The organism is Paenibacillus sp. LK1, assembly GCF_002750415.1.
Taxonomy (GTDB): Bacteria; Bacillota; Bacilli; order Paenibacillales; family Paenibacillaceae; genus Paenibacillus; species Paenibacillus taichungensis.
In genome coordinates, this window is sequence record NZ_PEII01000002.1 from 744,910 (window position 1) to 770,343 (window position 25,434).

17 protein-coding genes are annotated in these 25,434 nt (G+C 45.8%); 4 read left to right on the forward strand and 13 right to left on the reverse strand.

Going from position 1 to position 25,434, the window contains the following annotated elements; genetic code table 11:
* Positions 1–145 precede the first annotated feature (145 nt).
* The 12 genes from CS562_RS06870 to CS562_RS06925 all read right to left on the reverse strand — a co-directional run bounded on the left by CS562_RS06870 (position 146) and on the right by CS562_RS06925 (position 22,228).
* Positions 146–1,078 (reverse strand): glycoside hydrolase family 5 protein, encoded by a 933-nt coding sequence (locus tag CS562_RS06870; protein ID WP_373561694.1) that lies wholly within the window; start codon positions 1,076–1,078, stop codon positions 146–148.
* Between the two features lie 362 nt (positions 1,079–1,440).
* The gene (treR, locus tag CS562_RS06875; protein WP_083679056.1) at positions 1,441–2,151 is read right to left on the reverse strand and encodes a trehalose operon repressor; all 711 of its coding nucleotides are present in this window, start codon (positions 2,149–2,151) and stop codon (positions 1,441–1,443) included.
* A gap of 120 nt (positions 2,152–2,271) precedes the next feature.
* Positions 2,272–9,801 carry a fibronectin type III domain-containing protein gene (locus tag CS562_RS06880; protein ID WP_180287053.1) on the reverse strand — a complete coding sequence of 2,510 codons (7,530 nt, stop codon included), beginning with the start codon at positions 9,799–9,801 and terminating at the stop codon, positions 2,272–2,274.
* Positions 9,802–9,973: 172 nt separating this feature from the next.
* Positions 9,974–10,630 (reverse strand): carboxylesterase family protein, encoded by a 657-nt coding sequence (locus tag CS562_RS06885; RefSeq protein WP_099854549.1) that lies wholly within the window; start codon positions 10,628–10,630, stop codon positions 9,974–9,976.
* Between the two features lie 9 nt (positions 10,631–10,639).
* On the reverse strand, positions 10,640–11,662 hold the full coding sequence (locus tag CS562_RS06890) for an SDR family oxidoreductase (protein ID WP_099854552.1): 1,023 nt from the start codon (positions 11,660–11,662) through the stop codon (positions 10,640–10,642).
* 97 nt (positions 11,663–11,759) lie between these two features.
* Positions 11,760–12,185: a cupredoxin domain-containing protein gene (locus tag CS562_RS06895; RefSeq protein WP_076291080.1), complete on the reverse strand. Its 426-nt coding sequence runs from the start codon at positions 12,183–12,185 to the stop codon at positions 11,760–11,762.
* Positions 12,186–12,388: 203 nt separating this feature from the next.
* Positions 12,389–13,342, reverse strand: coding sequence for an EamA family transporter (locus CS562_RS06900; RefSeq protein WP_099854554.1), 954 nt, complete (start codon positions 13,340–13,342; stop codon positions 12,389–12,391).
* 336 nt (positions 13,343–13,678) lie between these two features.
* Complete coding sequence (locus tag CS562_RS06905; protein ID WP_099854557.1) at positions 13,679–15,892, reverse strand: DEAD/DEAH box helicase; 2,214 nt, start codon at positions 15,890–15,892, stop codon at positions 13,679–13,681.
* Entirely contained in the window at positions 15,889–17,229 is a 1,341-nt protein-coding gene (locus CS562_RS06910) for an ATP-binding protein (protein WP_099854558.1), read from the reverse strand. The genes CS562_RS06905 and CS562_RS06910 overlap by 4 nt, the downstream gene beginning before the upstream one ends.
* Before the next feature lie 7 nt (positions 17,230–17,236).
* Entirely contained in the window at positions 17,237–18,880 is a 1,644-nt protein-coding gene (locus CS562_RS06915) for a TerB N-terminal domain-containing protein (protein ID WP_099854560.1), read from the reverse strand.
* Between the two features lie 149 nt (positions 18,881–19,029).
* The gene (locus tag CS562_RS06920; RefSeq protein ID WP_099854562.1) at positions 19,030–21,570 is read right to left on the reverse strand and encodes a diguanylate cyclase domain-containing protein; all 2,541 of its coding nucleotides are present in this window, start codon (positions 21,568–21,570) and stop codon (positions 19,030–19,032) included.
* A 46-nt stretch (positions 21,571–21,616) separates the two neighbouring features.
* A complete protein-coding gene (locus CS562_RS06925) occupies positions 21,617–22,228 on the reverse strand; it encodes a biliverdin-producing heme oxygenase (protein ID WP_099854564.1) in 612 nt (203 codons plus the stop codon).
* Between the two features lie 335 nt (positions 22,229–22,563).
* Between CS562_RS06925 and CS562_RS06930 the strand changes: the two genes are divergently transcribed.
* The 4 genes from CS562_RS06930 (at position 22,564) to CS562_RS06945 (ending at position 25,183) form a co-directional block, all read left to right on the forward strand.
* A complete protein-coding gene (locus CS562_RS06930) occupies positions 22,564–23,361 on the forward strand; it encodes a Nif3-like dinuclear metal center hexameric protein (RefSeq protein ID WP_099854566.1) in 798 nt (265 codons plus the stop codon).
* A 159-nt stretch (positions 23,362–23,520) separates the two neighbouring features.
* A complete protein-coding gene (locus tag CS562_RS06935) occupies positions 23,521–23,946 on the forward strand; it encodes a DMT family transporter (protein ID WP_024633836.1) in 426 nt (141 codons plus the stop codon).
* 34 nt (positions 23,947–23,980) lie between these two features.
* Positions 23,981–24,679: a Crp/Fnr family transcriptional regulator gene (locus CS562_RS06940; RefSeq protein ID WP_076291072.1), complete on the forward strand. Its 699-nt coding sequence runs from the start codon at positions 23,981–23,983 to the stop codon at positions 24,677–24,679.
* A gap of 18 nt (positions 24,680–24,697) precedes the next feature.
* Positions 24,698–25,183, forward strand: a complete 486-nt coding sequence (locus CS562_RS06945; RefSeq protein WP_099854644.1) for a DMT family transporter — start codon at positions 24,698–24,700, stop codon at positions 25,181–25,183.
* Positions 25,184–25,269: 86 nt separating this feature from the next.
* Here the strand turns inward: CS562_RS06945 and CS562_RS06950 are convergent.
* On the reverse strand, positions 25,270–25,434 hold a 165-nt coding region (locus CS562_RS06950), incomplete at its 5' end, for a YebC/PmpR family DNA-binding transcriptional regulator (protein WP_180287054.1).

Genomic DNA, 25,434 nt, shown 5'->3' on the forward strand with positions numbered 1-25,434 from the left:
GAGTTCTGTTTTAATGATTTTTCTTTCAATAAAAAACACCCTGACGTGTTGGTCAAAGTGTTTGGAAGAGATTTTTGGGTCAGAACAAGCTTAATATCGCAGTTGATTGGATGAATCTTTTTTAAAAATGCTGACCCTATAGATCCTAGTAGATCCCTGCTTTTTTTGAAGTGTTTTTAATTCCATAAGTATCGTTAACCACTGTGTTTCCAAAGGATGTCAAACTTCCGTTAGGACCCGTAGCCAAGTCCAAATAGTTCAAATCAGAGCTGTTGCCATACCAGGACCATGCGAGCCAGCCTACCCCTTTTTCCTGACCATATTTCATGATCGCATATTCATCGACGTCCCCATTCGTGTGGTATCCACCGAACTCACCGATGATCAGAGCCAGACCTTTGTTCAATACGCTTTCCATATTGGATTTAACGGTTGCCGCATCTTTACCGGCATATTCATACATGTGAATCGAGAATACGGTGTTTTTCTGCGAATCGGCTGCAAATACACTTTGTCCATAATCCACGATGGATTGCGGGTACTGCCCCCAGCCCGCTGCATCCACGATTAATGTATTGTTAATACCGGCATTTCTCAGCTTCGGAATTGCTTTTTTGTATCCGTCAGCCCAGGCACTACCATTCCATGTTCCATACCATTCGTTCGCGATATTTACGATAACTCTGTCTTCTTTACCAATGAGTGCTTCCTTGATGCTAATCCAGTAATTCACTGCTGCATCCAACGAATTATAGTCATCCTTACCTGTTGCATCATGTACTTCAAGCACCGCAATCATTTTGTTTGCGCTTACAACATTAATGATGTTCTTAACAGAGTTCAGATCGTCTTTGGTGTACTGCACGCCATTGGAGAGCACAATCCGTACGGTGTTGGCACCTGTTTTGGCAATCGCAGGAATCGCCGTGTTCAGGTCGTTCTTAAACCATGAATGTCCATGATTGACACCTCTTATAACAAATGTCTTGCCAGTGGAATCGTACAATTTGCCTCCGTTTACATAAAATCCTGTAGCAGCAGACGCTTTGGGGGCAGCACTCCCCAGAATCACCAACATAAGTGCAGCAATTACGGTAAAGACTGTACACTTTTGCAACTTGACCATTCGTTAGAACCTCCTACATTTTTTGTTTATTTCAATTAACCCTGCTCAAGGCAATAAGTTAACTAAAATCAAAAGTAAATCATAATTTTGTAAAGTTATTATTATAAATAAATAACTTTATGTAATACACATAATTTAATTTTATTTACTTAATCGTTAAGGTTATGGACATATAATAAAATGAAAACGCTTACTGGTCAAGTTATTTTTACCATGATAAGGAATTTATTTTGTTCAAAACAAAGAGAGCACCTCGTTCACCCCTAAAAGAAGTGAATAGGTACTCTCTGTTTCATATGCATGGTCAATGGATATCATCTACGCCGGGCAAAGTCCACAAATCTGAACTTGTCCGGGCGATGCCTTGCCTCTGTGAACTGGAATTGACTGGCATCCTCCAGGTAAACCTGGCTCCTAACCACAACTACATTGTGGAACCCTTCGAGATCAAGCAATTCCCTATCCTCAGCGGTAGGCTCCTCCACCAAAATTTCCTTTTTGGCAAAAGAGATGGTCAGCCCGAGCTCCTCCTCAATGTACTCAAAGATGGAGTCATTACATATTTCCTTGCTCAAACCAGGGATAAGCTTCTGGCTTATATGGTCCTTATCCAGAATGACATGTTCGCCATCCACTTTCCGTACACGTCTGATCTCCCAGACCTTTTCATTCAGACCAAAATTGATTTTCTTGAACAAGGCTTGATCAACCTTTTTCTCTTCAAAAACTTTAACGTACGTTTTGGCCCGATGTCCCATTTTTTTAGCCAGTTCCTTGAAGCTAACGAGGCCTGAAATAGGAAAATCAATTTTACGTATATCCAGCACAATGGAGCCCTTACCTTGAATTTTCTGAATATAACCTTCTTCAGACAGCATTTTCAGCGCTTTGCGAATCGTCTCTCTAGACGTTTGATAACTTTCCGATAAATCAAGTTCCGAGGGAAGCAACGTACCTGCTTCAATTTCTCCAGTCCGAATACGAGCTGCAATATCTTCATAGATTCGGATAAATTTATTATTCATCATTCATCACCACTGTCCATTACCCTTTTTTATCATATTGGCAACCTATTATAACATTAAAAGTCGAATAACGGATAATGTGGTTGCTGAGGAGAATGAAATGATGAATTAACATTTAATTCAATCTATATCGTTCACTTCCGATTTTGAAGTCTTAGTCTTAGCGTCTATACTCGGTCCGTCGTCTCCCACAATTTGGTTTTCTTCAATAATACGGATCAGTTTGTTCAGTCGGAAGATCAGGGCTGCCGCCTCGGATCTGCTCAGATGCTGCATGGGACGGAAACTGCCGTCTTCGTACCCGGTAAGCATGTACATTCCAGCAAGCTCTTCAACCTCTTCTTTGGCCCAATCGGACACATCCATCTGATCCGTAAAGGCACGACGTGAAGTTGCGGGTTCCGGCTTAATTTTGCGAATAACATTCGCAATGATCTTTGATGCCTGTTCCCGGGTTACCAGCGCATAAGGAGCAAATTTGCCATTCCCCATGCCATGTACCATACCACGACTTACGGCTGCTTCGATCTCAGGAGCAAACCAATCCTGATCGTTCACATCCCGAAAAGCATTCTGATATTCGGCAGATGTGTCTACACCCATTAATCGCACAATAAGTGCTGTGAATTCAGCTCTTGTAATGGGACGACGGGGTTCGAAGCGGGTTTCACTCACACCTTGAATGATGTTTTGCTCTGCCAGCCATATAATCTGATCTTTATTGAATGTTTGACCAATATCAATGAACTCGATCTCTTTCTTGGCTTTTTCTTCTACTTTGTCACTTTGCTCAGGCTGAGATACTCCGGACTGAACATCCTCCGGTTTGGAGGATGTTACAGGTGAACCAGCTCCACTTCCACTTGGAGGTGGATATGGCATAGTCACAGCCGTGGCCTGCTGGCTTTCACTTTTTTCCCCGGCTGAATTTTCAGTCCACAATATGACATCATAACGCTGCCCGCCCGTTAGTCCTGTCCAGATGTAGCTTCGTTCCTTTCCGCGATAAATCTCCCGTCCACTACTGGAAAGTACGATCGTTTCATTTAAAGATTCCAACTTCCAACTCAACGCAATGCTGCTTGTGCTCTGAGAGATCGCTGAAATAGTGAATTCTTCTGATGGCAATGTCTCGAACTCAGGTACATTAACTGTCTCTCCGTCTCCCGCCTCATTAAAAGGAACAATAGAAAAGTCGGAATAGTGCTGGGCACTTTTCAATTCAGTTACATGTATCGACGTTTCCATTGTTGTCGCAATCAACTCGTCTTTCTGATAGATGCGATAGCCTGCTGCCCCAGGAATCATATCCCATACAATATCTGCACCATGCTGAGTACGTTCTTCCACTTGAGGTGAAGAAGGAATTTTGCCTGGTAGTGTTACTGCTGTTAGACTGAAGCCAACCTCGCTCTTACCCGAAGCATTTACGGTTTTGATGGTAAACACATAACTCACACCTGGCTCAAGCCCATGGTCTTCGTAATAAAGCTCGTCAACAGACACTCGGCCGATCTCCGCACCGTCACGTTCAATGATGAATTGTTCGGCCCCCTTGACATGGCTCTTTTCGAATTGAAGTTGTATGCTATCCTGTGTCGAACGATATTCCACTTCCTTGGGAGCTTCCGGTTTGGTCAACAACGTATACTCAAACTTATGTGATGTATCCCCTTGCTCGTTCTCGGTATACAGTTCGATGGAGTAGTTCGTTCCACCCTGCAGTTCCTTTACGATATATTCTTTTTGTTTGCCTTTATACAGCTCGATACCATTCATTAGAACCACAAACGTTTCGTTTAAATAAGAGAAATCCCACTCCAGTCTGGCATGATCCGTCTCCGGATATAACTTCATCTCAATAGAATCGACATGAGGCAACGTGAAAAATGGAGCAACGAACATTGGAATTCCATTACCCGCTGTATTATAAGGAATGATCTGTACTTGATCATATCGAGCTGCGCTGGTAAGACCATTAAGGGTAACCTCAGTCAAATCATTCTCTGTAATGGTTGTGAATTCATCTTCCGCTATCATTACAATGTAACCCTCTGCCCCTTGAACCTTTTCCCACTTAATCACTGCCTCCGTCTCTTCAATCACATCTGGATGCAAAGTTTCCGTAATTGTTGCAGGAAGCGTGCGTAATTGAACATCAAATCCCGCATCGCTATCGCCGGAAGCATTCGAAGTCTTAACCGTATAGGTGTATCTCTCCCCCGGCGTCAGGTCATTGTCTTCATAAGAAGTACTGTCAGCCGGAATACGATCAATTTCAATACCATCTCGCAAAATGATCAGCTGTTTTGCGCCTCGTGTGGCGCTGCCACTCAGATCCAGCTTTGCGGATTGATCGGTTACTGCAGCAATACTTGCTGTTTGTGGGGATATGGGTTTGGTCATTAAAATAACCTGAACAGGAGAAGAACGGTGACCATCCTCATTCATAACAATAAGTTCAAACGCATACGTTGTGCCATCCAATAAACTGACAAGATGTACCGATGGTTCAGACACAGTCTGAACTTGCCCCGTTGTCTGATTGCGAATTTCATATGCGGTTGCTCCCTGTACTGCTTCCCACGCCAGATCAAAAAAGTGAGTTCCTTTGATCACTGTAATCCCATCTGAGGATAGTGGCAGGGTTTGAGTTGTTATTCCATAGATAAGGGAAGCACCCGAACCACTTGCATTAACCGCCCGGATCGTATACGTATATTTCGTGCCTGGCGACAAATTCTCATCTACGAATCGGGTTTCACTCGCATCCACGCGAGCAATCTCTCGCCCATTGCGTTCAATGATGTATTCGTCTGCACCCTTTACCCCTGTTTTGGTAAAATCCAGACTAAGACTGTTTTCCGACACTTCCGATGCCTTAATCTCAACTGGTTTTTCAGGCAATGTCAGTATGGATATACCCGTCGCTTCGGATGGGGTCCCTTGTCTGTTCACTGCAACAAGTGTGTAATGATGCATCGTTCCATCCTCAAGTCCTGAAATAAGGTTCGTTGGCTCTGTTCCACGATAAATTTCTTTGTTCCCCTGTTGAATTACATACTCTGATGCACCGGCTACAGCCGCCCATGACAAGTTGGCATTATGTACCCCTGGTTCAACTACAATTTCTGAAGGCGATGCTGGTTTGGATAATCTAATCAAGCTGGCAGACTTACCGATTCCAGACGTGTTCACGGCCTGTACTTCCACTAAATACTCCATGCCTGGCAACAATTCTTCAGCCCTATAGGCAAGTCCCGAAGTCCGACCCACTTCCGTCCCATTGATACTAACAATATAGGATTCGGCTGTATTTACAGATTCCCATTTTACTCCAATACTTGTTTCATCCGTACGTGTTACTTTGAGCCCTTCAGGTCTGGTTGGCAAAGTAAGCAGTTTACCACTTGTGGGTGCACCGTAACCGGCAGCATTTCCGGCCTCCACCTGATACGTATAGTGGCGGCTGCCTGATAACTGATGGACTTCAATCTGTGTATCTGAAATCTCATAACTCTGCCCCTCAAGAACGATCCGGTACTTCGTCGCTCCGGGGACTGTATCCCATCTAAGTGTTGCTCCTGTTTCAGTCGGCTGAACAAAGTGAAGACCTGAAGGACTCTCGGGAAGCGTCGTTCCAGATACTCGATTGGATTGACCTTGTCCACTTCCATTGCCTGCCTGAACGTCCACCTGAACCAACGTTCCCGCAGTCAATCCCGTTAGCAGATATTCATGGGTTCCAGCAAGCAGCGTCTCCCGCTTCTCCCCATTCACAAAGACTTCGTATCGCTCTGCGCCTCTTACAGGATCCCAACTGAGATGCATGCTCGTTGTTGTAACATTATCTATACTCAAGCTTTCAATGGCCCCCGGCATTGTCAGCAGCTTCTGCAAACTTGTTACTGGACCTTCTCCTGTCTCGTTTGCGGCCAGCAATTCATAGCTATACTCTGTTCCACTATCCAGACCTGCGTCCACATACTCCGTTTCCAATCCTTCGTAGACTCCAGCTCCACTGCGTGAAAGGCTGTAATACGTAGCTGAAGTTACCGTCTCCCATCCCAGAGAGATCTCATGCTCCCGAATCTGCACTGCCGCAAATTCACCAGGTGCTGCAGGCAATGTCAGGAATCCCACCCTGCTGCTTTCTCCCGCACCACTCTCATTCAGTGCTGTAACCGAAATCGTATGAATGCTCCCCGGGACCAGATTGGTCATATACGGAATATTGGAAGAATCGGAGATCATCTGGTCAAAAACAATACTTCCATCCGAAGTTGCTGCCGTGATACGGTACGCAGTAGCACCTTGAACCGAATCGAAATGCACTTCTGCCAGTTCAGGCTGGGAATCGATTTTTCGAACTTGTAATGATCCCGGTGCCGCGGGGATTGTCAGTGCACGGACAGATACTGCATCACTTATACCAGTATGGTTTCGAACTCTCACTTCGTAATCATAGACTTGCCCACCACTCAGGGAATGATCAGTGAGCGTATGTTTAGGATAATCTAGTGTCCACGACTGGCCCGTCGTTTGGTTTATAATTTCATACTGATACCCGTCAGTATACCATTCTCCTGTCGGCAAATCCCATGTAAGTTCTGCTGAGGTCTCACTGATCTGTGTTACGCTCGCATTTCCCGGCTGCTGTGGCTTGTGCTGGATCTGATAAGGTGCTGATACGGTCTCATATGTATTCCCTGCCACATCCATTGTTTTGGCATGGATATACCAAATGCCTTCGGATTCAATTGAAATTACAGACTCATTCGAGCGGGCTTCATTCCAGTTGTCTGGCGATACGGTACTGCTCGTCACACTATACAATCGTGAAATCTCATTGATACCTGAATCATGATCTTCATATTGAACGGTAGCAGATATACTAGTGTCACTCCAGCCCTGTCCATTCGGTGTAAATGTAATCGTTGGAGCAACCTGATCGACATAAGCCGTACGACTGATTTCCATGCTAACATTTCCGACAGCGTCTCTCGCTCTGGCTCGAATTACGTTGGGACCGTTTGAACTCACTGCTCCTGAGTTTCCTGCAATATATGGGGCGCCGTTCAAACTATATTCATACGAAATGGCATGTTCGTCTATGCTGCCAGCAATCGTAAATTGCACAGCTTCTTTGCTCCAGCCGGACTGACTTAATGTAATAACCGGTTCTGTTGGAGCGGTCTTATCCAATCGAATGATTGCTTTCGCAACAGTACTTACATTCCCTACCTGGTCAAGCGAGCGCGCATATACTGTGGTTTGTCCTTCTTTGGTAACCTTCACTTCTCCAGTGTAATCGATCCAGGGGCCTTGTTCGTTTAGACGATATTGGCTTTTGGCAAGTCCACTGCCTGTATCTTCACCGCTGGTTATTTCAAAGGATACATCCTGATTCGTCCATTCATCATCACTGAGTGTAACCTTTGGCTCATCAGGCCCTGTCTTGTCGATCCGGGCATTGGCTGAAGTTGATGCACTGACATTAGAGGCCCGATCCACACTTCGCGCCTGAATCTCGGTTATTCCTTCCGTATTGATGGTAAATGGCTCTCGATAATCGACCCAAGTTCCTTCACCTTCAAGTCTATATTGCGTAAGATCCACTCCACTTGCTTCATCCGTACCTGCCGTTAACGTTACCGTTACTGCCGAATGGGTCCACTCCGTCGGATTTAACGAGATGACGGGAGGTGTCGGAGCTGTACGGTCCACTTGCGCTGTAACCGAAGCCTCCTGTCCTGTATTGCCAAATGCATCTATGCTGCGTGCAATAATGAGTGTATTTCCTTCAGAATTAACCGTAATGGGAGCAGTGTATTCCTTCCATTCTCCCCCAATCCCCAGCTTGTACTCCGTCTTCTGTACACCACTTAAGGCATCCGAGCCTGCTGTAATCGTAACCAGGACATCTTCCTTGGTCCAAGAAGAAGGATCCGCTGCTATAGAGGGAGCGGTGGGACCGGTCGTGTCCTTTGTGATCTGACCTGCAGAGGTAAATGCAGTCTGTATGCCTTCTCCATTCACTGCTGCTACATATACGTTATATAATCCGTCAGCAAGTCCAGTTAACGCAAGTTCAGTACGAGTTGATGAAGTTGTACCCGATGCAAGCACTTGTCCGACGGAGTTACGTATTTCCGTTTTGTAATTCGTTCCCGCAGGATTGCCATTATTGTTCCAACTAGCCGTAACGGAGTTACCTGACTGGCTCACAGCAGCATCGCTTGGTGCATTTGCTAGTGTAAATTTACTAGTTGAACTTGAATATCCCGTATACGAACCGACTGTATTTTTGGCGCGTACAGCAAAAGAATATTGAGTATTCGGTGTAAGGCCGGTCACTTGCCGACTATTTGTTGTACCCGTATCAAACGTTTGATTCGTCGTTACATTTTTCAGTTCATACGTCACGGAAGCATCATTCGCCTTTTTGTCCCAGTTGACCGTCAGATTATTATTGTTGACTGATGTAAATGACGGTGTTCCCGGAACAACGAAACTTTTCACCGTAAAGTTGACAGTGCCCGCTGAGGAGACTCCTCCCTTGTCATCCATAACCCACACTTGCAACGTATGTGCACCATCTGAGAGTGTATCCGGCAATGTGTAATTCGTATTAAATGACTGATTGGAACCTGTAGCCGTCATCTGTGTCAGAATGTTTTCAGAGCCTCCGTCGATCGACCATTTGACAGTCAGAAGATCTCCCACATCCGTATCCCGGGTTGTACCGGAAATTTGGAGCTGTTCCCCTTTGTAATAGGTTTGACCCGAAGACGGAGCCGATAGTGAAAATGAAGGCGGTGCATTTTTGGGACCAATCCCCACAATCGTCGAAAATTTGCGTGAAGCCTGGTTCGCGGTTGCTTTGCCGTTCCACCAGAACTGCGCAGCGGTATCCGTTGCGGTAACGGTCTGCCCTGGCGTAAAGGAAGACGGAGAGGAACCACCTGTCAGCTGTGCATTGTCTGGGCTATTGTACTGCCCCATGAAAATGCGATCTGCGTCCACAACGTTATACGTGTTGGCATAAAAAGCGGTTACCTGAACACCTCCACTGTAATTGCGCCAGCCGTTCTCAATCACTTCAAACGGAGAAGCATCGTTGCCGTTCACCATCGTATCCCAATAGAACGTACCTCCCAGATTCAGCGTAGAGCCGCTGCGATTAACAGCCTCCAGCTCCACCTTCATATAACCGCCCTGAGATGTGGCATTAACGATAGACACGCGCAAAATATACTCAACGTTGTCTTTCTGCCTGGACATTTCGATTACATTATTATTGATTCGATAATAATTAAGGGGTAGTGACTTAAAATTAACGGGCGTTCCATTATGATCAATAATGGTGGATACATTCCCGGTATCGCCACCGTAGAATACGTTTGTATTTGGAAGCAGCACAATTCTATATTTGCCATCACTATTCATCTCCACTTTCACCTTGGAGGATTGAACAGCCTTCATGCTGGAAGTATCGGATACAATACTGATGGTTTCCACAGCTTCAGCCATAACGGCCGTTGAACCCCATTCGACCAACAAGGCTTGGGGTGACAACAGGGCAAATGCCAGCACCACTTTGGTAAGCTGCTCGGCCTGTTTTTTAATACGTTTCTCAGATTTCTTCAACGTCTGCTCTCCTTTTCTACACACCAAAAAAAGGAGGCACCCCAACAAAGGAACAAAGTCCTCTGTTGGGGTGCCTCCCCTAACAAGTGTCATTTTTTCTTGATTATAACGATTCAAATAACGAAAGTAAATACTTAAGAATGCTGAATATTGTCAATTTACGATTGATTGATTATAACGAATGGCTGAGAAACCATTTGTACAATTCCGGGTTGTCATACGTTTCGGTCCAAGCATCATGATCGCCTTCAGGGTATATCGTCAGCTTCACATCCGCGTTCAACGCTTCAAGCGCATGAACAATCTTCTCGGATTCCGTCACATAAACGACATCATCCTTGGCCCCATGAAACGCCCAGATCGGTATATTACGCAATTCTTCCGCTTTGGAAGGGTCAGCTCCCCCACACACAGGTGCCAATGCAGCAAATGTATTGGGGTAAAACAGTGGCAGATCCCAAGCACCATACCCGCCCATACTCAGACCTGTAAGATACACCCGGTTCGGGTCAGCAGCTTCGTTTTCCAAAACATGTTCCAGAAGGGCCATAACAGCTTCGCGATGCATACCCCAAAATTCGTCCACCGGACATTGCGGTGAAATCACGATAAATGGGAAACTCTTGTCCTGACCAGCAATAAGCGGAACTCCGTTTGCTTTAAGCATTTCCAGATCATTACCGCGTTCTCCAGCACCATGAAGAAATAAAATGACAGGCCATTTCTGGTCCGCAGCAAGCGGTTCCGCCGTCTCGGGAATGTGCAGCAAATAGTCCAAAGTGACGGTTTTGGTGATTTCCTTTACCATTCGATGCCCGGTTTGGGACATATGCTCGCCTCACTTCTCATCTCTAATTTTCAACAACGCCTCGTCCAATACTCCGACCACCTTGTCACACCATGCATCAAATTCGGGATCTTCGGTCTGCAATTCAGGATGTGCAAGAATATATTCTATGGTATTGCGGATTCCTTGATCGGCCCTGATCGTTGCCACAAATTCCGGAACAAGCCTTTTTAATTTACTGTTATCAAATACAACTGTATTCGCCTTGTCTCCCAGCAGACCGCCTCGAAGATCCTGATCACTGCACGCCGCCAAAAACTCGGAAGATACATGAACCGCATGAAGTTTGACACCAAGCACTCCTGCGATAATCTCATAGATCTGATTCCAGGTTACTGACTCGTCCGAGGTAATATGTACCGATTCACCAATGGCATGAATGTTGCCCATAAGGCCAATAAATCCTTTGGCAAAATCACGGTTATGCGTTATGGTCCAGAGAGATGTGCCATCTCCATGAATAAGTACGGGTTTATTTTCACGTATGCGCTTGAGGACCTGCCAGCTTCCCTCTGCCCCGTGCACACCAAGAGGTACAGAACGTTCATTATACGTATGGCTTGGACGCACAATGGTCACCGGAAATCCTTCTTCACGATACTGTTTCATCAAATAGTCTTCACATGCAATTTTGTTGCGCGAATATTCCCAATACGGATTGGATAATGGCGTACCTTCCGTGATCCGATAATCAGCAAGTGGTGTCTGGTAGGCAGATGCCGAACTGATAAATATAAACTGCTTCGTTTTATCCTTAAACAAACGGTAATCTCTCTCCAGCTGAGACGGTACAAATGCGATAAAGTCTGCGACAACATCGAACTCCAGGTCGGCAATCAGCTCCGCAACTCTTGCTTCATCGTTAATGTCGGCTTGCAGCACTTTGATTTGCGCAGGCAAATTATCATTTTGATTTCCCCGGTTGATCAAATACAGTTCACAGCCTTGCTTAGCAAGCTGATCGGTAATTGCTGTGCTGATGGTACCTGTTCCTCCAATAAATAGCGCTTTCATATTTGGCCACCTCCAGATGAAATTGATCACTAGTCCATGATATCATGCACACAAAAGAGGAGCAAAGATTCAATTGAAGAATCTTTGCTCCTATCCATTATATGACCTTAATTGTTCCGTAAATCATGTACATACCGCAGTGCAGTTCATATTCACCAGGTTGGACATCCTTGTCTACAGTGTAATAGTTGTTTCCTTTTTGCATGTAAAGATCCATGCCCAGTTTGTCAGCCGCCACCGATTTAACATGCGTAACCTTACGAGTAAGGATAAAGTTAATTTTAGTTGGAACCCCGGCTTTAACTTCAATAACATTAGGCTCAAAGCCGTCGTTACTTACATTAACATCAATAACTTCATATCCCTTCAAGTCCTCCGGCGTCTCGGCTTTGGCCGTTACAGCACTTCCTGAACCTGGGGACATGTCCTTGCCCATAAAATACACCATAAAAGATCCAAGCAGCACAACTACAGTAATTCCCAGCGTAAGCCAAGGCCAGGTTTTGCTAATCCAGCTTTTCATCTCAACGCTCCTCTGTCTATGTTCCCATTCAATTGCAACTCTTCTTCAGCATACCCCATCCGGTTAAAATTGAAAATGACTCGAATGGGCCATATCGACGGGACGCCACTTAGTCCAATAAATATATTCATCAAAAAAGAGCCTGAATCACTCAGGCTCTTTCAGCTATAGTTATTGTCTTTATAGTTCTATCTATTCGCCAATCAGGAATATATAGGTGTATTTCGACTTCGTCTCATCCGTAACTTATAAATCTCTGGCAACGCTACACCAATGAGCACTACAATAACCCCGATCCATTGCAATGGGCTCACATGCTCGTGAAGAACAATGGATGAGAGCAGCACCGCGATTGGAAGCTCAACTGCACCAAGAATTCCGGCCATGTCTCCACCAATATGAGGCACACCTACTGCGAACAGTACTGGTGGGATAAAAGCTCCGAAGAAGCCAAGCAACAATCCGAAGACAAGCAGTTGACTCCAAATCAATCCGTTAAATAGGAATGTCGGTGGGAACAGGATGCACAGCAAGATCAGACCCCCAGTAACCATCCAGGCACTGCGAAACGCTGGATGTGCTGATGGAACCGCTTTACCACTGAACATTACAAACAGGGAGTAACTTACAGCCGCCATCAAGCCAAGCGCTATGCCCAAGCCGTTAAACTCTCCGAGTCCCTGTTCCACAAAACCAGCTGCCAGCAATGTGCCGCCAAACAGGATAATCAAAGTCAGGAATGTTACCTTGTCAGGACGCTGACGTTTGCTCACAGCCTGAATCAATACGCTAATCCAAGTGAATTGGAACAAAAGAATAATAGCCAGTGACGCGGGGATATACCGCAAAGACTGATAATAGACAAGACCGGTAATGACCGTTGGCGTCCCTGCAGCCATCAATAGCAGACGCTGCTTCCACGTTAATTTCTGAAGAGCTTTTGCCACGGCCGCTGATGGTTTTCCATCTGCCTGTGACTTCCGTTTCATTCTAAACTTCGAGTATAATGCCAGCATCCAGGACAGGATGAAGCCCGTGATCAGCTGTGTGCCCACGACCTCTCCAAGTTTGTACCCTTCGCCGTAAGCCAGAACCACAATTGTGGATAATATGCCATAGCTCATCGCTCCTGCGAGAACGGACAGATAATATTTCATTGTAGATAAACCTCCTGATGATCGAAAAATGCGTCTGCATGTTTGATCCATGCCAAGGTCACAGACACCATCCAAATGCAAAAATCCTAACTACGAGCAAGGAATACAATGATTCCCTGGCATCGTAGTTAGGAAGTATAGGCTTCCCGTAGAGACCCTCGCCCTGTGTACACTTTCGGCCTGCGAGGTTATACGAAATGAAATATGCACTTGTTGTTTGCGATTCGTGTGTGACGACTTTTCATATATTACATGGGAGGTGAGGTGGTGTCAACCCTGATTCACAATTTAAATTTTTTTAATTCAAATTCAAAGTAAACAACATGCGTTATTGCGTCATTTTACAGATGAAGAATCCCATGTTAAAGTTTGCTGCAATCCTTCTTTGAGACCATTTAAATCCAATCCGTCCACTGCAAAGGCTTCTCGGATCAAAGGAGGAGCCACAAATTCGTCATATTTACCAAGATAAGGGGCTTCATCTTCTGAAAGCAACGCAGATGCGTCTTCTGCTGCTCGACACTCACTCATGATCTCGGCCAAAAGTGTGCGGCCATCCACTTTGCCTGACACGACAAAATAATAAGGCTCCATAGGTACAACAGATCGCAAGGCGAGCTTGTCAGACAAATTGTGCTTCATCAAACGTTCCAGTGTGCGGAAAGATTTGCTTCCCACCCAAGGTAATACATACAAGGAATCTCCTCCAGCTGGAATGACAACCTGCTTCAGTAAACCACTTTCACGTGCAAGTCGACGGGCGCGTTCCAATCGATTTACCGCTTGCGGGGACAGATAGGGATATATCACCGTGTCTGATAGTACTTCACGCATTTTCTGGACAACCGACGTATGAATGTCCCCACCCGCACCCAGCCACAACGTATCCACTTTGCCTTTGGCTGCCTTCACATAGACAGATTTATGCTTATGATCGACCTCTTCCACTTTCCACAGTTTCCCGGCAAGAGAGAAACAGTATCCAGGTGGCGGCACGGTTGTAATCGACCCGATCTCCTCGGAACCGTTCAGCACTTTGTGTTCTTCATCATCTTTGAACACCGCGTAAAAGCGATAGTTATTCACGGTTTTCTCACCTGTAAGCCCAATGATCAACGTCCGATCTTCTGTCCACTGCAGATGATCGGTCTCAATCAGATAATTCAGAAAAAGCTGATATTGATCTATACGAATCTGCGCGAATGGTGCGAGCGAAAGTATAGCCTCCCCCAGTTCTTTGGGTTCAGCCTCCCCCATGCTTTTCAGCATGCTCATCGTCTGATGATAGAGCACACCCATCGGCATCTTACGGGCCTCAAGCGGTTCAACCCACTTGGTCTTTACATACAATTCAATAACAGCAATAGCCCGCATGAGTGTCCATGGCATTCGAGCAGGCAATTGAGCTTCCTCATCCTCTTCTTCCGGACATACAAAAAGCATCTCGGAAGCCATATCCTCACGCCTGCCTGACCGTCCAAGGCGCTGAACAAAACTCGATGCACTATAAGGTGCTCCAAGCTGTACAACCCGCTCCAGTTCACCCAGGTCAATGCCCAGTTCCAACGTTACGGTAGCCGCAGCTACTGCTGGCCCTGATCCGGTTCGTAAGGCGGCTTCGGTCTCTTCTCTCAACATCGCGGATATGCTCCCATGATGAACATGGAATACGTCCCGCTCCTGTCTCCGTGCGGCGACACGCCGCATCTCAAGTATAGTGACTTCGGCATCCGTCCGGCTATTGGTGAATATTAAAGCCTTTTTGCGATGTGTACTCTCATAGATGAAGTCGTAATAGACCTTACGTGCGTTATGCAAATGTTCCGCCTGTTCTTCATCCCGTGCATCCGGAAACGAAAAATGCTCCACCCGCAGACGCAGCTTGCGGCCACCGGGGGAAGAAACCACATCCACCCCCTGGTTAGTTCCAGCAGCGAGCCAGGCTGTAGCAGCATCATAATCACTTAGTGTCGCAGATAATCCCACTCTTCTCGGTTTACATCCAGCCATACGTTCAATTCGCGCCAACTCACTCAGTACCTGAATGCCGCGATCCGCTCCCATGAATGCATGAACCTCGTCAATAATGATATACCGCAGATCATGAAATAACGCCGGAATGGCATTGGGACGATTCATCAATAGACCTTCGAGCGATTCAGGCGTAATTTGAAGCACACCGGATGGACTTCGCATGAGACGTGTTTTCTCTGCCTGAGGCACATCTCCATGCCAGTGCCATACCGGAATATTGCCCTCGGACAGCAAGTCCTTTAGTCGCTCGAATTGGTCGTTAATGAGTGCCTTAAGCGGCCCGATGTACAAGATTCCCACGGATTTGGAGGGCCGTTCATGCAGCTCGGTCAGTGCAGGAAAAAAAGCCGCCTCCGTCTTACCGGATGCTGTGCCTGCCGCAATCAGCATATGATGCGGGGTATGAAAGCAAATGTTGCAAGCTTCAATCTGGGCAGGCCGAAGTGATTCCCATCTTTTTTTATAAATAAATTCCTGTACAAAAGGTGCCAGTCGATAGAAAGGGTTCTCACTCATAATTCAAACTCCGCTAGAAAATCATCCAGATCATCAGTAGATGATGAGTTCGTTCCTTTTCCTGTTTCCTCCGGTTTGACTTCTCGCTCACCAAGCAATTGAGCATAGGTCACTTCAGGATTCTGATGGAGTGTATGCAGCACATCCATGAAGTCCCGTACCACTTCACGTGTGGTCAGTAACTCATCCGCGCCGAGCCGATTGACCGCTGTTTGCATAAAATCAACTAAATCCTCATCCGTTAGACTTGCACTATACCCAAAATGCAGGGCATGAATCTGACGCAGCTTCTGCAACAGAATCAAAATCTCTTCATGGGATAACATCGAAAGTTTCAGGATCGGTCCGGTATAATTCGCGTATTCTCTTGCTGCATACCGCCCATCGATGAGTCTGGAGCGAAGTGCTTCATAACTGAATAGTCCGCGTCTTTCATCCTCCACAAATTGTGGTGTACCGCCCACAAAAATGCCGAGGTGTTCTGCTTTACCCTGCATCGTATCATTGAACATGGTAAGCAGTTTCTCGTAGTTGCTTTGCCGGGATATGCTGTTTGTGATTTTATACAGATTCACCGCTTCATCTATGAACAACAGCAGTCCTTTGTAACCGATCCGCGCTGTAAATTCGGACCATAATTTGAAGTAGTCATACCAGTTATCATCGTCAATGATGACGCCGACAGCCAGCTCTTTCTTGGCTTCCGTCTTGGTTGCGAATTCCCCTCTCAACCAGCGCAGCGCCGCCTGTTTACGGTCATCATCCGCCAATTTATAGCCGTTCCAGTACGAAGCCAGCACCTTGGCAAAATCGAATCCATGCACCAAATTCTGCATTTCGTTTGTCACCGCATAGATCTGCTTCTCGACTTCAGCAGGAAGAGCCGGATCATCCGGGCGCAACCCCTGACTTTGCATCGCTTGCTGCTGAAGGCCAGCGATCCATTTCTGCAAAATCGGTTCCAGAGCCCCGCCATCCGGACGTGTGCGAGTAGACAGACGAGTCATCAGCTCACGATATGTTGCGAGCCCTTGACCTTTGGTTCCCACCAGTCTGCGCTCAGGTGATAAGTCGGCGTCCGCCACAACGAATTCCCGATCCATCGCATAGTTCCGAATCATCTGCAACAGAAAACTTTTCCCACTCCCATACCTTCCTGTAATCAGCTTAAACGCTGCCCCGCCTTCTGCAATATTGTCCATATCTCGCAAAATCGCGTCCACTTCAGACTTCCGACCAACAGCAATCTGCTCCAGTCCGATTCGTGGCACAACGCCTGCGGTCAACGAATTCACTAGTGCGGTAGTCAGCCGCTTCGGTATTTTAAGTTCTGCCACTTCCCAATCACCTCTTCACATGTTCAAACACATTCATATAATCCGAAACTATAAGATCACCATCAATCAGAAGGTCACCAATCGTTTCCATGGCCACATCATTAATTTCATCCAACAGGAGTGCAGGCATCGTGCCATATTGCTCAGCCACCCGCATCAGCTCCGTATCCGGGTTGACACCAAGCAAGGCATAAATTGCCTGTACATGTTGCGGAGACAGCATTTCAGAGAACTGTATCCACTCTTCATCCAGATCAGCAGAAAAATCCGCCTCCCATTGTAATGATAATGGCTCGCTATTCCCATTTTCTTGAACTCCGTCAGTTTTAAGCGCTCCCTCAAAGCCAACCTCCGGTTGGTTAGACTCCTCAGCTCTTTCAGCTTCATCCGTTGAACTTTGAATCGCCATAGGAGCTTGGCTGCTCGCATTGTTCGCACCCTCATCTTCGGTTGTATGATTTTCCTCGATCATGAGTGCTCTGCGCACATATTCGCTTTCCTGTTGCAGCGATGCAAGTTTCTCCGCATCAATTCGAACTATTGGTTGCTCTACTACTGGCATTTGCTCGACGGCAAAGGCCTTGTCCAGATAACGTTCAATCACGTTTGCAAGCTCAGGTTCAAGGGTCTTTCCACGAAGTCGCCCTCTGAAGCCGAGCAGTTCACGGCATTTATTTTCCGTGCATCGAAAAACTCGAGTTACAAACTGGATAAAATCTGCATGCTCTCCAATCGGAACATATGTCATTCGAACCGACTTTCCATAAATGGATTCGTCATATACGGCTTTTCGAAACAGCGCACGTTCGATAGTTCTTTCATGATTTAGCTCAAACTGATCCAATATGCCTGCCATGCGTGTACGCAGCATATAAGAATCCACCAAAACCATAACTCGGGGAATGTACTGTTCCAGAACTTTCATGCCGCCATCTCTGTAAAATTTGCTGAGTGTAATGTCATAGTCATAATATCTTTGTAACAGCTTTAGCGAGATATCCGATATATTGCTGCTCAAAAGCCGTTGCAATTCCTTATCAAGAATTTCCGGTGGCAGAAATCCACTCGAAAGCTCCACTATCTCGGATAATGACATGTTCAACTCATGTACGAGATCATAATCAATAATCCATTCCTGCATGTACACATCCAACTGTGGAAGCCGTTCACGATAGTTCATCCATAGTTGTTTTAATTGGTTGAAGCCTTCCTGTGGTTCCTGCCAACCAATTCCGTTAATCAGCTCATAAATATGCACAAACAGATAGGACAGATCCGTGTCAGGGAAACGTCCTTGCCGAACTTCAGTCCTCCAATACATATACCACTGGCGCTGGGGTTCGTTCATTACTCCATAAGTCGGCCAATAACTCATAAAAGGAACAAAGGGAGCCTGCTCCCCTTCCACTTCAATGAGTTGCCTTGCTTCCTCTACAAACCTTTTCTCAGAAGACAATATGCCGCCAGGTAATCTTATATCAAAATCAGCACGGACAATCGTTGAACGATCAGGAACCGGGACTGCCGCTGTGATAGGCTCTTCGCTTAGATCTATCTCCATAAATTCCAGTTGTCTTGAATCCTCTTTCATTGAATTCCGTTTCACCGTCCTCTGCGTGTGAATACGAACAAGTGTATCCATATTCATCATTATAACACTTGTCCTGCGCCTGCGGTGATGAAAATAATACTTTCCTTTGTGATAGAAAAAAGAGAGGCATTCAAACTGATATCCAGTTTAAATGCCTTCCCTTATACACCTATCTGCATCCTTTATAGCAAGGTTAGTCCAACTTCATATCAAACCACGATCGTCCGATTTTTCCCGTCACTCTTGGCTTGAGCAAGCGCTAGGCTGGCTTTTTCAATCAGATTCGACATCATCAGCGTCTCCTCAGGTACCATTACCGCACCGCCAACGCTAACGGTGACCACATCACTTGGACTGGACAGATCTCTCTGAATTTGAAGTGCAAGCACATGTTGTCTGATTTCTTCGGCAAGCTCTGCTGAACGTTCCGATGTTGCATTCTTCAGTTTCAACATGAAGGTTCCTCCCCGAAGGCGGGAGATGATGGCATCATTCTGCTCACTGACAACGGCCAGCACTTCTCCAATCCACTGGAGGCATAGATCGCCACCTTGAAGTCCATAAGATGCATTATATGAACGGAAATCATCGATATCTATAATAAACAGTCCCAAACTGCATTTCTCTTGTAAACATTCATTCCAATCATCCTGAAGTTGGGATTTGAATATCGTCTGAAGCGGCATGTCTGTTAACGGATCTGTGTTGAGATAGTTCTCGAGCTGACTGGTTGTCTCCGTATAATGTTCCTGATCATTATGGGATGCCCCGCTGTTCAGGAGCACCATCACTGACGGTTTGCCTGCATGTGTAACAGAAGCCAGTGTGATCTCTAGCAGTAAGGACATGCCAGCTGCTGTGGTAAAGTATGTCTGGTTGGTAAACAAACGCGTATTGTTGAGCTTCAGTTCCTCCAGGTTTTGCTGCAAAATCGTTTTCGTCTTGTCAGGCACAAATCCCCTGAAATCCTTGCCGATGAGAGATTTGGAATTTTCATAACCGAGCAGTTCGGCTGCCTTGTTATTGCAATAAATGATGAACCCGTCCGTCAACGTAAAAAAGGCTACCGGTGAAAATTCCATCAACTGCAAATAGCGCTGCTCATTTTGTCGTAAAATACGTGCATTTTGCAACGCTTGCTCTTCCGCCTGAACGAGCTGGTTTTCCGTCTGACGACGCACGATGGTTTTGAGCAATGGCAGCACATTCAGTTCCTTCGTTGTCCACGGATAAGAGGTAGACTGGACGACCTCTCTCCATTTTTCGAAGGATTTCCGGGGAGAGAGACGCATGCCATCATCGGTTTTGATCACCGCTTTGGCTGGATCACCTGCCCAATCCACAAGCTGAACCACTTCAGGCCGGAACCAGATGATATAATGATGCTGCCCAGGTGATATGGCAACATAAACAATACCCGATGCTTTTTCCTTGTAGGCTTTAGCAGGATCATACTCCAAACTCAGCTTGGAGGTGTGATAACTGTAATCTTCCGACTTGCCCGCCAGCCATGCAGCCAATTCCCGTACTTGCTCTTTTGCTGGCGTATCGCCATATAGCAGCAGTTTATCCTGATAACAGATCGCAGCTCCCGAAGCATCCATAAGACTCAGTAAGGTCCGCTCTTCGCCCTGCAATTCTTCAATAATCCTCGCTGGACTTGTATTCCCAATAAAAATATTAGCAATTTGGGTAGCCGCTTCACGTGACCTGATCTCAGCCTGATATTCATCCAGCTGCTGCCGTTGAAACAGTTCATTTGAGAAGAAGGAGCCCAGGAAGTTACACAAGTTACGAATACGATGGGGTATATATCTGGCTGAATAGTGATGACATGTAATCAGGCCCCACAGTTGGTTGTCATGGATCAGAGAGATGGTTACGGTCGCACCAACACCCATGTTCTGTAAATACTCAATGTGCAAAGGGGATACACTCCGCAGAACCGACAAGCTCAGATTAAGCGGTTTGCCCGTTAAAGGTTGAAGCAGGGGAACAATCTCGACAGGTGTATATTTCACATTCACGATGGTGCGCAACCAATTTCGCAGGTACAATTCCCTTGCCTGTTTGGGAATATCTGACGCAGGATAATGGTGGCCGAGAAACGGCTCGAGCTCTTCCTCACGCGCTTCTGCAATGACCTTCCCATTCCATTGTTCGTCAAATTCATAGATCATGACCCGATCATAACCTAGCATTTCTTTCACTTGCTCGGCTGCAATCTGACTCGCTTCCACCCGATTATCAGTACTTTTAAGCCGGCTGAAGAAGCTGGAAATCCACTCAAAATCATTAACTTCAATATTTCCTTTTTCATAGGAAGGCTCCATTTCCAAAATTAACAGGCCTTCACTTTCATGAATGACAGAAGTGAAGACCTGAGCATGTCCGGAAACGGTAACCGTGAGATCCATATATTGCAGGTCTGATGTTACAGATGCACTGAAGGTGCGTGCCAGTACCTGCCTTGTATTATCCTTGCCAATCAGATGTTCGAGTGGAAGGCCCAGCACCTCTTGCGTAGTAAGACCGAGATGTTCCTCCGTATTTTGGCTGCATTGTACAATAGTCGGTATATTGTTGGTGCTCACAGCCAAGAGCACACCATGAGGTTGAATGAATCCGGGGATATGAATAGGTTCTTTGTCGCAATTGTTGAGATCAATTGGATCATTGGTGTACGTACCCTGATTGAGCAATGTACGGTTAAGCAAATTATTTTCTTTCTTGGACTTCGATTCGGGCATAGCCTGAAAAATCCCCTCTCATGATGTGATAACTCTTATTCTCAACTTACAACTGATCTGTATTTGTATCTGTATTGATCCATTGATCAAGTAATCGGAACGTTTCCGAGGCCGTGTGCACCATGATGTCGTGATCTTCTTCCGCCGTGATGGATTGACGCAGTAGTTCCGTGAACTCCGCCCATCTCGTTCTGGTTTCCGTACCATAAGCATTAAAATATTCCAGCCCCCGATCTGCATCAATCGGCAAGAACTGTGACAAACGTTTGGTCATGATCTGACCTCCGTTCGTAGATCCTTCAATGACGTATAAATAACCGAACAACCTTGCTGGTGTCGAGATATCCGGAAGATCCTTACATAAAGGGACCTGGCTGATTTCCTCTTCACTGGCGCCAAGATTCCGCAGGTCATTTTCAAGCAAGTTCGCTTTTCCTCTAATCCCGATATCCAGTCCCGTGCTTTCCCAGAAAGGCTGCTGTACAGCTTGATCTTCCAATGGTTTCAGGAACCCGTAAAATTTCTCCAGATATTTCTTATACTCTCCCAAGCTAACGGTTTGATTCATAATAGCCTTGGCATACTCGTTTTGTTCCACTTGTCTGTGATAATGAGCTGTCTCACTCTTCAGACGTTCCATAATGGTACTGGCTGTCATGTAATCATCGCCCTTCTATGTCGGATCTCTTCATCAGAATTAAGACTTATACTTAACTAAATGTTCAGTGTAGGTTTGAATGGATAACCCATTTCATCTAGATAAAGACTCTATGTAAGTATACTTTTTCTTGTAGGAGAAAACTATATGAATCCAGCATCGTTATATTTTGAATACGATTGTTCGTTGTTATATTAACCAGCTACCTATCATCGATTCCACAGCTGTCCGCCCATCTTTCTTTCAACAGGAAAAAGTCCATATCTATTCTATGATGCTGTTCATCAATCAACATGATAAACTGTGCATATCCTGTTCTTGGAGGCATGAAGTATATGAATATAACCATTCAACACATAATAGATCACCTTACCGCCAAAGTTGAACTTCCAGAAACCACCGTGGATCAACTGATTACGGGTTCTCCCAACCAAACGATCACAGGCGTTTTTGTAACTTTTATGCCTACACAACATGTGATTGAGCATGCCATACAGCGTGGAGCTAATCTGATTATCGCTCATGAACCTCCCTTCTATAATCATCATAGCCATACCGATTGGCTGGCTGATGATCCAGTTTATGAAACCAAGAGAAAGCTAATCGATAACGGTGGAATTGCGATCTATCGCTGCCATGATGCAATTCACCGCTTTCACCCGGATGGCATTACGGAGGGATTGGTTCAGGCATTAGGATGGTCCCCTTATGTGGTACATCGTAAACCGGAAGCTGACATTCTATCCTTTCCGGAAGGAATGACAGTTCAGCTTATTGCGGAACATATTAAACGTTCGCTTGAGATCGAATATGTACGCCTAGCTGGTGATCCAAAGATAGTATGCAGACGAGCAGCAGTGCTTGTTGGTTTTCGTGGCAACGGCAATCTGACCATTCCTTTACTTCAACAAGGTGAGTTGGATCTGATTATCGCAGGTGAAGGATTCGAATGGGAGACACCGGAGTACATACGAGATGCTGTGCAGCAAGGAAAACAAAAGGCACTTCTTATGATCGGTCATGCCGAGAGTGAAGCTGTCGGGATGAAGCTTTTGTCAGAAAGATTGGCTACAGCTTTCCCGGAATTGCCTGTTCATTTTATTGGTGAGCAACCGGTGTTTCAAGTATTGTGATCTTGAGCCATCCTGGGTTCTGTCTGGATTTTGCGGAGGGTTTATTGTACTCTAAATGCTATGACTTCTGAGCTGAGGACATTTGTCCTTGGCTTTTTGAGTGGATATATCATTTAATAGAAATCGAAGAAGTAATGACGCGACAAGGAGAGTACAACCATGAGAGGAATTATTTTTGCACTATTAGGCGGTGCATGCATTACCCTGCAAGGGGTTGCCAATACCCGAATCAGTACGGACATGGGAACCTGGCAAGCGGCAACCATTACCCAACTCACCGGGTTCATTCTGGCGGCTCTGATCCTTGTATTCGTGCGGGACATCAACCTGCAAGGATTGAAGCAAGTCAAGCCCATGTACTTGGCAGGAGGCGCGTTTGGTGCAGTAATTATTTTTAGCGAAGTCACGGCTATCCAGCAAATTGGGGTAACTTTTACGATCTCCGCCCTGTTGATTGCACAGCTGTTCCTGACCTTTCTGGTCGACAGTAACGGATGGTTTGGTGTTGTGAAGCAGAAAATGAAACTACCGCAATTTCTGGGTATAGCATTAATGGTTACGGGCGTCATTATTATGAAGCTGTAGCTGGTCGAGTATAAAGTCGGGGGTGAAATACATTATGGAAGAGTTTCAGAATGAGCATCAATTATTGCACTATTTAAAACAATATCAACTCGAATCGGTATTTCACGAGCCCCTGCGTCCGCATATGACATTATGCCACTTCGAGAAGTGCGAATTAATCTGCCGTGAAGGCGAAACATCCGAATATTTATATGTACTGGTCGAGGGGAAAGTCAAAATCTTCACGACTTCACCACAGGATAAAACACTCGTTCTTTGCTTCAAAACACCGCTTGAAGTGGTTGGTGATATCGAGTACGTTCGGGAGAGTAACATCGTGAACACGGTACAGGCGGTCTCACCTGTCGTGATGCTGCGCATTCATTATCAATGGTTAGCTGAACTTGCCAGCGATTACGCACCCCTGTTGAAATTTCTGCTCCAAATTATATCCCACAAGTTTTACATTGATTCGAACTTCTCCAACTTCAACCTGATGTATCCGGTCGAGGTTCGATTAGCCAGCTATTTGCTCTCCATCTCTACCGAAGAAGCGGGGACTGTTGTCCACGAAGAACTGGACGCCTTTAATTTGACAGATATCGCGAATCTGATCGGTACGAGTTATCGGCATTTGAATCGTGTGATTCAGAAGCTGTGTGCAGATGGATTAATCATGCGGGATCAGGGCTTTATTATGGTCAAAGATCGGGCAGGTCTGGCAGAAGTGGCGGGTCACAACATCTATGAATAAGGAGATCTCTATCCTATGATCATTACAGGTATTTTGCTTGCGTTACTGGCAGGTTCTCTTGTCAGTCTGCAGACCATCTTTAATAGTAAGGTAAATGAACGTACCGGCTCGTGGTCCACAACAACGATGGTGCTGTTCACCGGGTTTATTGCATCGTTTCTGATTTCTCTAATGGTGGAGGGCAAAAATACGTTTAGCTTCCAACATATGCAGCCCTGGTACTGGCTTAGTGGAGCCATCGGTGTTGGGGTAGTCTTCTGTCTCGTTCAGGGCATGAAGTTGCTCGGCCCCACCTTTGCGATCTCTATCGTACTTACATCCCAGTTAAGTTTCGCCTTGCTGTTTGATTCCATGGGATGGCTTGGACTGGAGCAGATCCCATTCTCGTGGAACCAGCTTCTGGGCGTTCTTGTCATCGTTGGCGGTATTGTGTTATTCAAGTTTGGCGGTAGCAAATCGGCAAAATCGAAAAAATCTCCTGGTGCATTGCAATCCGAATCATAGGAGAACAATAAAAAGAGTGTCTGTCCAATCCGTTGATTGGCTAGACACTCTTTTTGGCAATCAAACCACCGTTTCGCTTAATTGGCTTAAACGAACTCTACGTTATGGTACACTTGCTGAACATCTTCAAGGTCTTCAAGCGCATCGATCAGTTTCTCGAACTGAGCTTGTGCATCCTCTGGAAGTTCAATGTGGTTTTGCGCAAGCATCGTCAGCTCGGCTACTGTGAACTCAGTAACACCGGCAGCTTT

Excerpts from the sequence above, each read along its gene's own strand:
- CS562_RS06870 (WP_373561694.1), bottom strand. The coding sequence starts at position 1,078 with ATGTTGGTGATTCTGGGGAGTGCTGCCCCCAAAGCGTCTGCTGCTACA.
- treR (WP_083679056.1), bottom strand. The coding sequence starts at position 2,151 with ATGAATAATAAATTTATCCGAATCTATGAAGATATTGCAGCTCGTATT.
- CS562_RS06885 (WP_099854549.1), bottom strand. The coding sequence starts at position 10,630 with ATGTCCCAAACCGGGCATCGAATGGTAAAGGAAATCACCAAAACCGTC.
- CS562_RS06890 (WP_099854552.1), bottom strand. The coding sequence starts at position 11,662 with ATGAAAGCGCTATTTATTGGAGGAACAGGTACCATCAGCACAGCAATT.
- CS562_RS06895 (WP_076291080.1), bottom strand. The coding sequence starts at position 12,185 with ATGAAAAGCTGGATTAGCAAAACCTGGCCTTGGCTTACGCTGGGAATT.
- CS562_RS06900 (WP_099854554.1), bottom strand. The coding sequence starts at position 13,342 with ATGAAATATTATCTGTCCGTTCTCGCAGGAGCGATGAGCTATGGCATA.
- CS562_RS06905 (WP_099854557.1), bottom strand. The coding sequence starts at position 15,892 with ATGAGTGAGAACCCTTTCTATCGACTGGCACCTTTTGTACAGGAATTT.
- CS562_RS06915 (WP_099854560.1), bottom strand. The coding sequence starts at position 18,880 with ATGATGAATATGGATACACTTGTTCGTATTCACACGCAGAGGACGGTG.
- CS562_RS06920 (WP_099854562.1), bottom strand. The coding sequence starts at position 21,570 with ATGCCCGAATCGAAGTCCAAGAAAGAAAATAATTTGCTTAACCGTACA.
- CS562_RS06925 (WP_099854564.1), bottom strand. The coding sequence starts at position 22,228 with ATGACAGCCAGTACCATTATGGAACGTCTGAAGAGTGAGACAGCTCAT.
- CS562_RS06930 (WP_099854566.1), top strand. The coding sequence starts at position 22,564 with ATGAATATAACCATTCAACACATAATAGATCACCTTACCGCCAAAGTT.
- CS562_RS06935 (WP_024633836.1), top strand. The coding sequence starts at position 23,521 with ATGAGAGGAATTATTTTTGCACTATTAGGCGGTGCATGCATTACCCTG.
- CS562_RS06940 (WP_076291072.1), top strand. The coding sequence starts at position 23,981 with ATGGAAGAGTTTCAGAATGAGCATCAATTATTGCACTATTTAAAACAA.